This is a genomic window from Plantactinospora sp. KBS50 (assembly GCF_002285795.1).
Classification (GTDB): Bacteria; Actinomycetota; Actinomycetes; order Mycobacteriales; family Micromonosporaceae; genus KBS50.
Window position 1 is genome coordinate 3,674,428 of the sequence record NZ_CP022961.1, and the last position, 12,228, is coordinate 3,686,655.

Consider the following 12,228-nt stretch of genomic DNA (forward strand, 5'->3'; position numbering starts at 1 on the left):
TCAGACCTCCTTCTCCTGGCGGCGGACGATGCTGAACCAGATGGCCGACACCGCGAGCACGATGACGAAGAACAGCATCGACAGCGCGGCCGCGTACCCGGTGCGGTAGTTGGTGAAGCCCTCGTCGTAGATGTACTGAAGGATCGAGCGGGTGGCGAAGTTCGGGCCGCCCTGGGTGATCAGGTACATCTGGTCGAAGACCTTCAGCGAGGCGATCACCTGCAACACGGCCACCAGCGTGGTGGTGCGGCCCAGCAGCGGCACGGTGACCCGCCGGATCTGCTGCCACGGGCTCGCGCCGTCGATCGAGGACGCCTCGTACAGCTCGCGGGGAATCTCCTGCATCCCGGCCAGGTACAGCACGAAGTTGAAGCCGAGCGTCCACCAGATCGTGGTGATGGCCAGCGCCGGCATCGCCCAGGTCGGGTCGCCCAGCCAGACCGGCGCCGCGAGGCCGAACTTCGCGAGGCCGACCTCGATCAGACCCAGCCCCGGGGTGTAGAGGAAGAACCAGATCAGCGCCACCACCGCCGAGGGCAGGATGAACGGCATGAAGAAGGCCAGCCGGAAGAACCACCGGCCGCGCGGCGCGCGGTCGGCCAGCAGGGCGAACACGAACGCCAGCACGATCAGCGGCGGCGTGGTGAGGACCGTGAACCAGATGGTGTGCCACAGCGACGACCAGAAGTCGGCGCTGCCCAGCGCGTCGGCGTAGTTGCTCAGCCCGGCGAAGCTGCCCAGACCCGGATGCACCAGGCTGGTGTTGAAGAAGCTCATCACCAGGCCGTACAGCGCCGGGCCGATGATGAACAGCAGGTACAGCACCAGGAACGGGGCCAGGAAGGCCGCCGCCGGCCGCCCGATCCGCTCGGCACGCCGCGGCCCCGGCCGGGGCGCCGCTGCGCTCCGCGGGCGTACGGCGGTTTCGGTGGTGGACACCAGTACCCCCTAGATCGGCGACGCGGTGTTGGCGAGGTTGGTCAGTTGGGCGCGCATCTGCGCCAGCGCGTCGGCCGGCGACTGCTGCCCGCCCAGCACGGTGGAGATGGCCGAGCCGGTGACGATCTCGAAGTTGGATCCGGATCCGGAGTACCAGCCGTCCGGGTCGTACACCGCGCCCTGCGCGGCCGCGGCGTAGCTGGACTGCGGGGTCATCGCCTGGTACGCGGCACTGTCCCGGAACGGCACCCAGGCCGGTACGTGCCCGCCCGCGGCCCAGGTGTCGCTCTGCTCCAGGAACGACCTGATCAGCAGCAGCGACCGGTCCAGCCGCGCGGCGTCCCGGTGCGGCCGCTTCGGGATGACCAGGGTGTGCGAGTCGGCCTGGACCGCGTACCGGCCGCCGCCGTAGATGTTCGGGAACAGCGTCATCGAGAACGGCATCTTGGCGGTCTGGAAGGTGGAGATCTCCCACTCGCCCTGGAAGTAGAAGCCCGCCCGGCCCTCGGCGAACGCCGCGATGGCACCCTGGTAGTCGGCGGCGGCCGGGAACAGCCCGTCGGCGGTCCACTTCCGCAGGAAGGTCAGCACCTGGGTGGCCTTCGCGTCGTCGATCACCACCCGGCGGCCCCCGTCGGCCAGCACCTGCCCGCCGAGCTGGCTGTACAGCGACTGGAACACCCGCCACGGGGTCGCGGTGTCGGCGTTGATCGAGACCACCCCGCCGCTGGCGCCGGTGACCTCCCTGGCCCGCCGCATGGCGTCCAGGAACGCCTCCTCGCTGTTCAGCTCGACCAGGTGTCCGGCGGAGTCGAGCAGGCCGGCCCGTTCGCAGACGTCGGTGTTGTAGAACATCACGAACGGGTGGGTGTCCAGCGGCACCGCGTACGCCCGGCCCTGCACCAGCCCGTTCTCCCAGGCCGTCCGGTCCAGCTTGTCCGGGGTGATCCCGAACCGGGCCAGGTCCTCGGGCCGCAGTTCCTCCAGCAGGTCCGCGGCGACCAGCGTCTTCATCCGGGTGAGGTGGGCTATCGCCACGTCCGGCGGCTTCTGCCCGAGCGTGGCCAGCGACAGCTTGGTGTAGTAGGGGTTTCCCCAGGCCAGGGTCACGGCCTTCAGGTCGATGTCCGGGTGGGCCGCGCGGAACGCGTCGAGCATCTGCGTCATCCGTACGCCGTCGCCGCCGCCGAACAGGTTCCAGTAGGCCAGGGACCCGGCCGCCGCGCCTCCGGTGCCGAGACCGCTGAGCACCGGCGCGGAACAGCCGGCCAGGGTCACGCCCGCACCGAGACCCGCGACGCCCTTCAGGACCGCTCGCCGGCTCAGATTGCTGGTCATCTCCGAAGCCTGCCGCCGGGACCGCCGCGGAGCCACCGGCAACGGACAGCGAAGACCAGAACGGCCGTACGCGAATCGCGAAGGCCCGGTCCGCCCGGCGCCTCGGCGGTGCGGATCGGCAGGTCAGCCGGGTCGGCCGGGCTGGTTCAGCAGGGCGGGTTCAGCAGGGCGGGTTCAGCAGGGCGGGTCGGCCAGGTCGGTCAGCAGCGCGGCGGCCAGGGTGGACCGTTGCGTCATGCCGGAGACGGTGGCGTGCTCGTGCCGGGCGTGCGCGCCCGCGCCGACCGCGCCGAGACCGTCCAGCACCGGCAGGCCGAGGGCGGCGGCGAAGTTGCCGTCGCTGGCGCCGCCCACCGCCGTCTCGCGCAGGGTGAACCCGAGCCGCCCGGCCAGTGCGGCGGCCCGGTCGAACAGCGCCGCGACGGCCGGGCCGCGGACCATCACCGGCCGGTTCCAGCCGCCGTCCAGTTCGGCGCGTACCGCCGGGTCACCCGGGCGCCACCGGCGCAGTTCGGCCGCCACCCGGTCGGCCTCCTCGATCGAGGCGACCCGGACGTCCAGACCGGCGTGCGCGGATCCGGCCGTGACGTTGCGGCGGGTGCCGCCGGCCACCACCCCGACGTTGACGGTGGCGCCGGTGCGCGGGTCGGCCAGCGCGCCGGCGTACCCGATGAACTCGCCCAGCGCCACGACGGCGCTCGCACCGGCGGTGGGGTCGAGCCCGGCGTGCGCCTCGACGCCGGTGAGGCTCAGGTCGAACAGCCCGACGCCCTTGCGGGCGGTCTTGACCGCCCCGTCGGCGCTGGCCTCGAAGACGAGCACGGCCCGGGCGCCGCGGCAGGCGGCCTCGATCACCGGACGGGAGGCGGGACTGCCCACCTCCTCGTCGCCGTTGACCACCAGGCGCACCGGCGGGCGGGGCAGCCGTAGCGCGTCCACGGCGCGGATCGCCCAGACCGCCTGGACCAGCCCGGCCTTCATGTCGAACACCCCCGGCCCGCGGATGGTGTCCCCGGTGACGTCGAACGGAAGCTGGTCGAGCGTGCCCACCGGCCACACCGTGTCGTAGTGGGCCAGCACGACCACCGGGGCGTCCCCGGCCGACCGCCCGGTGCCCGGGTGGTCGAGCACGAGCGTGTCGCCGTACCCGCCGCCGGCCGCCACCTGGACCCCGGCCCCGGCACCGAGCCGCCGGGGCAGCCAGGTCCGCACCCAGTCCCGCCCCCGGGCCAGTGCGGCCAGGTCGTCGCTGGGCGTCTCCACCCCGACGTACCCGGACAGGTCGGCGAGCATCTCGTCGCGGGCCGACCGCAGGAAGTCGGCCAGCCGGTCCAGCCGTGCCTCGGCGCCGCCGCTCATGCCGGCTCCGCCGGCCGGGTCGACAGCTCCGACCGGGACAACAGCTCCGGCCCGGCCGACAGCTCCGGCCCGGCCGACAGCTCCGCCGAGGCCGGTACGGCGGCGCCGGTCAGCCGGTCCAGCGCGGCCAGCCGGTCCAGTGCCCGCAACCGGTCCTCGTGCATGCCGGCCGGATCGGACTCGACCTCGGCGAGCTGGCCCAGCAGCGCCCGCAGCACCGGCGCGTCGATGCCGTGCCGCTGCGCCGCCCGCAGCACCGGCGCGTACTGGATCGGCACCTCGGTGGGGCGGCGCCGCACCGCGATGTCCCGCCAGATGCCGCTGCGGGTCTTCGTCTGGGTGCGCAGCCAGCCGACCAGCCGGTCCAGCGCGGCGCCGGTACCCGCGGGGTCCGCCCCGGCCACGAAGGCGGCCGGTTCGAAGGCGTCGAACCCCTCCAGGGTGACGCCCTCGGCGGCGGCGACCCGGAAGATCTCCCGGGCCACGGCCGTCGCCGCCTGGCGGTGCCGGTCCAGCAGGTCGGCCATGGCGTCGTCGGCCAGGGCCGTGGCGGTGAGCATGGCGCCGAAGCCGAGCTTGGCCCAGAGGAAGCCGGCGACGTTGTCGCTGGCCGTGGCGGGTCCCCAGGCGCGCAGGTCGGCCGCCAGCGCGCGGATCCGGTCGGTCACCGGACCGGTCAGCTCGCCGACGGCCATCGCCCCGGCGCCACCGTCGGTGATCACCCCGGGCGCGGTGACGTCGGCGAAGAGGTCCACGAAGGCCGCGACGGTCCGGTCCGCGCCGACCTGGCGGGCGATCTCCGGCTCGTTGAGCCCGTTCTGGAGGCTGACCACGAACCCGTCCGCGGCCAGGTGCCCGGCCAGCCAGTCGGCCGCGGTACGGGTGGCGTTGGCCTTGACGGCCAGCAGCACCCGGCCGAGCGGCGCGGTGACCTGCTCGGGCGTCAGCGCGGCGGTCACCGGCTGCGCGAGCCGGCGGCCGGCGCGCTCCAGCACGATCCCGTCGGCGGCGATGGCGGCCACGTGCGCCGGGTCGGCGTCCACCACGGTCACCGGATGCCCGGCGCGGGCCAGGTGCCAGGCCACGGTGCCGCCGATCGCTCCGGCGCCGACGACGGTGTAGGGGTGCGGGGTGTTCACTGCGATGCTCCCTCCGGTGCATGGCTCTCCGGTGCCTGCACGTCGCTCAGCCCCGGCCAGTGCTGCGGCAGGCCGGTGGTGCCGGCGGACGCGCCGCCGTCGACCCGCAGGATGGCGCCGGTGACCCAGCCGGCGGCCGGGGAGGCCAGCCAGGCGACCGCGCCGGTGATGTCCGCCGGTCGCCCGCGCCGGCCCAGCGGGTTGGCCGAGACCGCCTCGGCGTACTCCTGCGTCACCGGGTTGGCGGTGCTGTCGACGGTGACGAAGCCGGGGCTGACCGCGTTGACCCGGATGCCGGCCGGGCCGAGTTCCACGGCGGCGGCCATGGTCAGCATCTCCAGCGCGGCCTTCGAGGTGCTGTAGTGGGCGGCGCCGGGCCGGGCGCGCAGCGCGGCGCCCGAGCCGATGTTCACCACGGTGCCGGTGCGGCCGGCGTCGATCGCCAGCCGCGCGAACGCCCGGGTGGTGAGCATCGGCGCCCGGACGTTGACCGCCTGGACCCGGTCCCACAGCCCGGCGTCGAGGTCGAGGAAGCGGCGGGCCGGGTAGATCCCGGCGGCGTTGACCAGGGCGTCGAGCGGGCCGGTCCGCTGCCACGCCCGCCGCACGACCCCGGTGGACGCGTCCGGGTCGGCGAGGTCGGCCACCAGCGCGTCCCCGGCGCCGGCCAGCGCCGTGCGCAGTTCCGCCGGCCGCAGGTCGACGCCCGTGACGGTCCAGCCGTCGGCGGCGAAGTGCGCCGCGACGGCGGCGCCGATCCCGCCGGCCGCGCCGGTGACCAGGACGTGTCCGCTCATTCCAGCTCCCGGCCGCGGGTCTCGGGCATGGTGGCGTAGACGACGATGCCGACGACCGCGGCCGCCGCCGCGTACATCCACACCAGGTCGCGGTGTCCGCTGCTGGCGAGCCAGGTGGTGAGGTACGGCGCGGTGCCGCCGAAGAGGGCCACCGCCAGCGCGTACGGCAGGCCGATGCCGGTGGTGCGCACCTCGGCCGGGAACTGCTCGGCCATCACCGCGGCGCAGTTGGCGGAGTAGCCGACCATGAAGACGACGCCGGCCAGCTCCACCAGGAACAGCGGCCAGAATCCTCCGCCGATGAAGTGGAACGCCGGCCACGCCAGCAGCAGGAAGCCGATGGCGAAGGCGAGCAGGGTGGGCTTGCGGCCGAACCGGTCGGAGAGCTTGCCGCCGAACGGCAGCAGCACCAGGAAGATCGCGATGGCCAGGCTGTTGGCGAGGAACGCCTCGGACAGCGGTACGCCCTCGGCGGTGTGCGCGTAGCCGGGCATGTAGCTGATCCACATGTAGTACAGCAGCGTGCCGGCGATGGTGATGCCGACCACCCGCAGCGCCGCGCCGGGGTGGTTGACCAGCATGTCCCGCAGCGGCCGGGGCTTGGGCCGGTCGGCGCGCCGCTCCGCGAGCCCGGTGAACGCCTCGGTCTCCTCGACCGAGAGCCGCAGCCAGAGCCCGACCAGCCCGAGCAGGCCGCCCACGCCGAACGCGACCCGCCAGCCCCAACTGGACAGGGCGTCGTCGGTGAGTGTCCGGGTCAGCAGCACGCCCAGCAGCGAGGCGATCAGCCCGCCCGCGCCGACCGACACCTGCTGCCAGGATCCGACGAAGGCGCGCCGGCCCGGCGCTGCGGACTCGACGAGGAACGCCGAGGAGGTGCCGAACTCGCCGCCGGCCGAGAAGCCCTGCACCAGCCGGGCGAGCACCAGCACCAGCGGCGCCAGGATGCCGATCACCGAGTACGGCGGGCAGATCGCGATGACCAGGGACGCGCCGGCCATCAGCGAGATGGTCAGGGTCAGCCCGGCCTTGCGGCCGTGCCGGTCGGCGTAGCTGCCCAGCAGCGCCCCGCCGATGGGTCGCATCACGAAGCCGACGGCGAACACCGCGAGGGTGGCCAGCAGGTCGGCCTTCGGGTCCCCGCTCGGGAAGAACTGGGTCGCGAAGATGGGGGCGAACGAGGCGTAGACGGCCCAGTCGACCCACTCGACCGTGTTGCCGATGGATCCGGCGACCACGGCGCGGCGCTGCCTGTCGGTCAGCGGCACGGCCGGGTCGCGGGTGGCTGCGGACGTGGTCACGGTGGGACCTCCGGAGGGGTCGCGGGCAGGGGGTGGACGGTCGGGTGGCTCAGGCGTCGCGGGCCGGTGCGGCCAGGTCGGCGCCGACGTGCTCGGCGATCCGGGCGTGGGTGGCGAACCACACGTCGTCGAAGGACGCCATGTGGTCGAGCAACTCGGTGAGCACCACCATCCGGGACCGGTGGCCGATGATGTGCGGGTGCATGGTGAGCTGGAACAGCCCACCGTCGGCGCGGGCGGCGTCGAACTCGTCGCGCCACAGCCGCAGCACCTCACGGGGCGGCGTGTAGGGCCGCAGCGTGGAGTAGCGGGACATCATGAAGTACGGGGCGTCGTCGCGGATCCATTCCACCGGCAGTTCCACGATGCCGGTCGGTTGGCCGTCGGCGAGCAGTTCGTAGCAGTCGTCGTCGGCCATCAGCGACGAGTCGTAGCGCAGGCCCAGCTCGGCCACGATCCCGAGGGTGGCGTCGGAGAAGTCCCAGGACGGGGTGCGCACGCCGACCGGTCGTACCCCGGTGACCTCCTGCAACGTGTCCAGGGCGCGCGAGGCCAGGGCGCGTTCGTCGGCCGGGCTCAGCAGCATGTTGCGCTCGTGGATCCAGCCGTGCGCCGCGATCTCGTGGCCGGCCTCGACGTACCCGCGGGCCTCCTGCGGGTGCAGCAGCGCCGAGACGGCGGGCATGAAGAAGGTGGCGGGTACGCCGTGCCGGGCCAGCGCGGCGAGGATGCGGGGCGCACCGACGCGGGCGCCGTACTCGCCCTGGGCCAGCAGGCCGGGGCGGGTCTCGCCGTCCCGCAGCGGGATGGTCTCGTGGTCGGAGTCGAAGGAGAGCGCGACCGCGACCCGGGCGCCGTCCGGCCAGGGCGGCGCCAGCCGGCGGCCGGCCCGGACCCGGCCGACGTGCCGCCGCCAGGTCGCCTCGCCCCACTGCCACGGTTCGGGGGTGCCGGTCATCCGCTGCTCCTCTCGGTGACGGGGGTGCCGGGCCGCTGGGCGGGGGTGGGCGTCCAGGCCCGCTTGAGCGTGTCGATCTGCAGGGTGGTGTCCGCGCGCCGGACGCCCGGCAGTGCGCCGACGACGTCGGTGCTGAACCGGTAGAGATCCGCGAAGTGCCGCAGGGAGATCTGGGCGCACAGGTTGAACCGGCCGGCGGTGGCCGAGAGGTACTTCGTCGCCGGGTCCTGGGCCAGTTGCCGGCCCGCGGCGTCCAGCCGGGCCGGTTCGACGTCGAGCCAGAGCATGAACTCGACGGCGAAGCCCAGCACGGTCGGCTCGACCAGGGTGCGGAAGCGCAGGCAGCCGCGCTCCACCATCGAGTCGATCCGGCGGGCCACCGTGGACTCGCTGGACCCGACCTGTGCCGCGATCTCCCGGACCGGCAGCCGGCCGTCCTCGCCGAGCGCGTGGAGGATGGCCAGTTCCAGGTCGTCCAGCCGGTCCGGTGGGCGTTCCCAGACCTGGTCCTCGAACGGGCGCACCGGGGCCGGCCGCAGCAGGGCGGCCGCGGCCGGGTCGAGCAGCCCGGTGTCCCAGTCGTGCGCCGAGACGAAGGTCCGCATCACCGTCAGCGTCTCGGTGTCGGTGACCCCGTCCGGTCCGGGCAGGTCGTGCACCAGGACCCGGGCGAGGTCCCGGTGGGTCGGCACGACGAGTTCGGCGACGGCGTCGATGCTGCCGGTCACCAGCGCCGCGAACCGGGTCTCGGGTCGCGTGGCGAGGCCGGCCGCGACGTCGCCGGCCGCGCCCGGCCGGCAGGAGACCCGGACCAGCACCGGGACGCCCAGCCCACAGCGCAGCACGTCGACCACGCCGATCACCCGGGCGGCACCCCGGGCGCGCAGCGCGTTGAACCGCCGCTGCACCGTCGATTCGCTGGCTCCCACGGCGCGGGCGACCAGACCCCACGGCGCGCGGCCGTCGAGCTGCAACGCGGCCAGCACGCGGCGGTCCAACGCGTCGACCGCGACCGAAGATGTCATGCGGACCATCGTGCATGCGGAAAATCGTCGCCGCAAGGCCAGTGGGCGCGTTTTTCTTGCATCGCTCCGCGTCGGATGACGCGTTTAGGTCACGCCGTCCGGTATCCGGCCGGCCCTCGCGCGGGCGCGTTAACCGCTTCAGAGCATCCGGTCAAGGACCCCCACCTCAGACTTTCCTCAATGTTGTCTATCAATGGGCTGTTAAATCCGTCCCGCGCCCGAATGCCGGTGGACAAGCCTTTGGGGCGTACGAATCCTGATTTACTCTCATCGATGTAAATCCCTCGTAACCCCCGGTTCACCGGATGGTCAGCCGGCGTTCGAGGCAGCCGTAGTGCCCGGTACCGGCTCCCCGCGTTCCCCAACCGAACAGGACCGTCATGCCATCACCCGCACGCAGAACAGCCGTCCTCGCCGGCCTCATCGCAGCCCTGCTGGTGGGACCGCTGAGCACGGCGGCGGTCGCCGCCCCGACCGCCACGATCACCCTCAACGGTTCCAGCGCCAGCGTCTCGGGCAGCAACGTCACCGTCTCCGGCGGTACCGTCACGATCACGGCGCCCGGGTCGTACCAGATCAGCGGCACGCTGAACAACGGCTCCGTCCAGGTGAACTCGCCCGCCGACGGCGTGGTCGAACTCATCCTCAGCGGCGCCTCGATCACCAACCAGAGTTCCTCGGCGCTGTACGTCGCCGAGGCCGACTCCGTGCTCATCACGCTGGCCGCGGGCACCACCAACTCGCTCACCGACGCGACCAACTACAGCAACGCCGACGAGCCGGACTCCGCGCTGTTCAGCAAGGACGACCTGACCATCGCCGGCACCGGTGCGCTGAACGTCCGGGCCAACCACGCCGACGGCATCGTCAGCAAGGACGACCTGGTCATCTCCTCCGGCACGATCACCGTGAACGCGGTCGACGACGCGATCCGCGGCAAGGACTCGCTCACCGTCAACGGCGGCACCATCAACGTCACCTCGTCCGGGGGCGACGGGCTCAAGTCGAACAACTCCGACGCCGGCAAGGGCGTCGTGAACATCACCAACGGCACCATCTCGGTCTCGGTCGCCGATGACGGCATCAAGGGCGAGAACGTGCTGAACATCTCCGGCGGCACGATCAACGTGACCCGCTCCTACGAGGCGCTGGAGTCGACGCAGCTGACCATCAGCGGCGGCAACACGACCGTGGTGTCCAGCGACGACGCGGTGAACGCCGCGGAGGCGGGAGCGAACCCGGAGGCGACCTCCAACGTCGCCTTCATCCGGGTCACCGGCGGCACCGTGGTGGCGCACGGCGGCACCGACGGCTTCGACTCCAACGGGACGCTCACCTTCTCCGGCGGCACCACGGTGTCCTACGGCTCCAGCACGCGCGGCGGCGGCGACGGCGCGCTCGACGCGAACGGAACGATCACGTTCGCCGGCGGCACGGTGGTGGGCGCCGCGATGACCTCGCTGGCCGTCCTCGGCGCCACCGTGCCGAACACCGGCCAGGGCTGGGTGGCGCCGCGCTTCAGCGCCAGCTACGCCGCCAACACGATCGTGCACGTCGTCTCCGGCAGCACCGTGCTGGCCTCGTTCCAGGGGGCGCAGAGCTTCCGCGAGGTGGTCATCTCGTCGAACCGGCTCACCAACGGCCAGTCGTACGACGTCTACGTCGGCGGCAGCGTCAGCGGGACCAACGTCGGCGGCCTCTACAGCAGCGGCAGCATCTCCGGCGCCACCCGCGTACTCACCGGCGTGGTCGCCGGCCAGTACACCAGCAGTGGTGGCGGCGGCGGTGGCGGTGGCGGGGGTGGCGGCGGTGGCGGCGGCCCGCGCTGAGTGACCACCGGGGGTCTGGCCGGCGGCCCGTACCGGCCAGACCCCCACAGCGGTACGACCCGAAATCGACACCCGGACGATCGAGCCCGCACGCCGGTCCGGATGCGGACCGGCGCCGGGCGGCGGAGGAGGAGCAAACATGTCGCGGTTGGTCCTGACCGGCGTGGATCTGGTCGCCGTGGGCCTACTCGTCTTCGCGCTGTACTTCCCCCGCCACCGGCGGAGGGACCTGGCCATGGCCTACCTGGGCGTCAACGTCGGCGTCTTCGCCGTCGCCAGCTCGCTCAGCGCCGCCGGCGCCGGCGCCGGACTCGGGCTCGGGCTCTTCGGTGTCCTCTCGATCATCCGGCTCCGCTCCACCGAACTGGACCAGCACGAGGTGGCCTACTACTTCTCCGCGCTCGCGCTGGGCATCCTCGGCCCGCTCGCCGGCAGTTCGATCTGGACGGTCACCGGCCTGAGCGCGCTGGTCCTCGCGGTGACCTACGTCGGCGACCACCCACGGCTGCTGCGGCGCTACCGCCGGCACGTCATGGTCATCGACACCGCCATCAGCGATCCGGCCGCCCTCGTGGCCCACCTGGAGCAGTTGCTCGGCGCGCGGGTGCACGCCGCGAACGTGGAACGGGTCGACCTGGTCAACGACACCACCGTCGTCGACGTCCGGTACTCGCTGCCGCGCTCCGGCGCGGGCGCCGACGCCGGTCGGCGACCGGTCGAGGCGGGTGCGGCCCGATGATCACGACCGGTGTCGCCGGCAGCGCGCCGGGCGGGCTGTCCCCGATCGGGCTGGCCGAGCTGATGGCGTGCGCCGCGTTGCAGACCCGGTTCGACCGCAAGTACCTGCTCCCCCGCGCCGAGGTGCCGGAACTGACCGCGGGACTGGACCGGACCGGCCGGATACTGGAGATCGACGGGCGGCGGGCCTTCCGCTACGAGTCGATCTACTTCGACACGGCCGACCTGCTCAGCTTCCGGCTCACCGCGCACCGGCGGCGGCGCCGATTCAAGATCAGGACCCGGAGCTATCTCGACTCCGGCCTCTGCTGGCTGGAGGTCAAGACCGAGGGCACCCGCGGCGGCACGGTCAAGGACCGGCTGCCGTACGACCGGGACTCCAGCGACACCCTCTCCCCCGGCCGGGCCTTCGTGGACGAGGTGCTCGCGGGCGTCAACGCCGGCGCCGACCTCGCCTTCTCCCCCACCCTGACCACCAGGTACCTGCGCAGCACGCTGTACCTGGCGGCCACCGCCAGCCGGGTCACCATCGACACCGGGCTGTGCTGGGAAGATGCCCGCGGACACCGGTTGGAGCGGCCCGAGCTGGCGATCATCGAGACCAAGACCGGCTCCACCGCCTCCCCCGTCGACCGGCTGCTGTGGAGTCGCGGTCACCGCCCGGTGGCCTTCTCCAAGTACGCGACGGGGCTGGCCGCCCTGCGGCCCGGACTGCCGGCGGCCCGCTGGCGACGCACCATGCGGCGGCACCTCGAAGCCGACCCCGGTGCCGAGCGGGCCGCACGCTGAGCAGGCCGCACGCCCA

At 73.2% G+C, this 12,228-nt stretch carries 11 protein-coding genes; 3 read left to right on the top strand and 8 right to left on the bottom strand.

Annotated elements, in window-relative coordinates:
- The 8 genes from CIK06_RS16240 to CIK06_RS16275 all read right to left on the bottom strand — a co-directional run bounded on the left by CIK06_RS16240 (position 1) and on the right by CIK06_RS16275 (position 8,856).
- On the bottom strand, positions 1-939 hold the full coding sequence (locus tag CIK06_RS16240) for a carbohydrate ABC transporter permease (RefSeq protein ID WP_232533666.1): 939 nt from the start codon (positions 937-939) through the stop codon (positions 1-3).
- Between the two features lie 9 nt (positions 940-948).
- Positions 949-2,277 (bottom strand): extracellular solute-binding protein, encoded by a 1,329-nt coding sequence (locus CIK06_RS16245; protein WP_095565529.1) that lies wholly within the window; start codon positions 2,275-2,277, stop codon positions 949-951.
- Between the two features lie 174 nt (positions 2,278-2,451).
- A complete protein-coding gene (locus CIK06_RS16250) occupies positions 2,452-3,636 on the bottom strand; it encodes a M20 family metallopeptidase (RefSeq protein WP_095565530.1) in 1,185 nt (394 codons plus the stop codon).
- On the bottom strand, positions 3,633-4,775 hold the full coding sequence (locus CIK06_RS16255; RefSeq protein ID WP_095565531.1) for a ketopantoate reductase family protein: 1,143 nt from the start codon (positions 4,773-4,775) through the stop codon (positions 3,633-3,635). The genes CIK06_RS16250 and CIK06_RS16255 overlap by 4 nt, the downstream gene beginning before the upstream one ends.
- Positions 4,772-5,572: an SDR family NAD(P)-dependent oxidoreductase gene (locus CIK06_RS16260; RefSeq protein WP_095565532.1), complete on the bottom strand. Its 801-nt coding sequence runs from the start codon at positions 5,570-5,572 to the stop codon at positions 4,772-4,774. Before CIK06_RS16260 ends, CIK06_RS16255 begins: the two co-directional genes overlap by 4 nt.
- Entirely contained in the window at positions 5,569-6,873 is a 1,305-nt protein-coding gene (locus CIK06_RS16265; protein WP_095565533.1) for an MFS transporter, read from the bottom strand. The genes CIK06_RS16260 and CIK06_RS16265 overlap by 4 nt, the downstream gene beginning before the upstream one ends.
- A gap of 49 nt (positions 6,874-6,922) precedes the next feature.
- On the bottom strand, positions 6,923-7,831 hold the full coding sequence (locus tag CIK06_RS16270; protein WP_095565534.1) for a polysaccharide deacetylase: 909 nt from the start codon (positions 7,829-7,831) through the stop codon (positions 6,923-6,925).
- Positions 7,828-8,856, bottom strand: a complete 1,029-nt coding sequence (locus CIK06_RS16275; protein ID WP_095567895.1) for an Lrp/AsnC family transcriptional regulator — start codon at positions 8,854-8,856, stop codon at positions 7,828-7,830. Before CIK06_RS16275 ends, CIK06_RS16270 begins: the two co-directional genes overlap by 4 nt.
- Before the next feature lie 380 nt (positions 8,857-9,236).
- Here CIK06_RS16275 and CIK06_RS16280 point away from each other — a divergent pair, with 380 nt between their 5' ends.
- The 3 genes from CIK06_RS16280 (at position 9,237) to CIK06_RS16290 (ending at position 12,212) form a co-directional block, all read left to right on the top strand.
- Positions 9,237-10,685 carry a carbohydrate-binding domain-containing protein gene (locus CIK06_RS16280; protein ID WP_095565535.1) on the top strand — a complete coding sequence of 483 codons (1,449 nt, stop codon included), beginning with the start codon at positions 9,237-9,239 and terminating at the stop codon, positions 10,683-10,685.
- A gap of 139 nt (positions 10,686-10,824) precedes the next feature.
- Positions 10,825-11,424: a DUF4956 domain-containing protein gene (locus tag CIK06_RS16285; protein ID WP_095565536.1), complete on the top strand. Its 600-nt coding sequence runs from the start codon at positions 10,825-10,827 to the stop codon at positions 11,422-11,424.
- On the top strand, positions 11,421-12,212 hold the full coding sequence (locus tag CIK06_RS16290) for a polyphosphate polymerase domain-containing protein (RefSeq protein ID WP_095565537.1): 792 nt from the start codon (positions 11,421-11,423) through the stop codon (positions 12,210-12,212). The genes CIK06_RS16285 and CIK06_RS16290 overlap by 4 nt, the downstream gene beginning before the upstream one ends.
- Positions 12,213-12,228: the final 16 nt, after the last annotated feature.

Excerpts from the sequence above, each read along its gene's own strand:
- CIK06_RS16260 (WP_095565532.1), bottom strand. The coding sequence starts at position 5,572 with ATGAGCGGACACGTCCTGGTCACCGGCGCGGCCGGCGGGATCGGCGCC.
- CIK06_RS16280 (WP_095565535.1), top strand. The coding sequence starts at position 9,237 with ATGCCATCACCCGCACGCAGAACAGCCGTCCTCGCCGGCCTCATCGCA.
- CIK06_RS16245 (WP_095565529.1), bottom strand. The coding sequence starts at position 2,277 with ATGACCAGCAATCTGAGCCGGCGAGCGGTCCTGAAGGGCGTCGCGGGT.
- CIK06_RS16275 (WP_095567895.1), bottom strand. The coding sequence starts at position 8,856 with ATGACATCTTCGGTCGCGGTCGACGCGTTGGACCGCCGCGTGCTGGCC.
- CIK06_RS16290 (WP_095565537.1), top strand. The coding sequence starts at position 11,421 with ATGATCACGACCGGTGTCGCCGGCAGCGCGCCGGGCGGGCTGTCCCCG.
- CIK06_RS16285 (WP_095565536.1), top strand. The coding sequence starts at position 10,825 with ATGTCGCGGTTGGTCCTGACCGGCGTGGATCTGGTCGCCGTGGGCCTA.
- CIK06_RS16250 (WP_095565530.1), bottom strand. The coding sequence starts at position 3,636 with ATGAGCGGCGGCGCCGAGGCACGGCTGGACCGGCTGGCCGACTTCCTG.
- CIK06_RS16270 (WP_095565534.1), bottom strand. The coding sequence starts at position 7,831 with ATGACCGGCACCCCCGAACCGTGGCAGTGGGGCGAGGCGACCTGGCGG.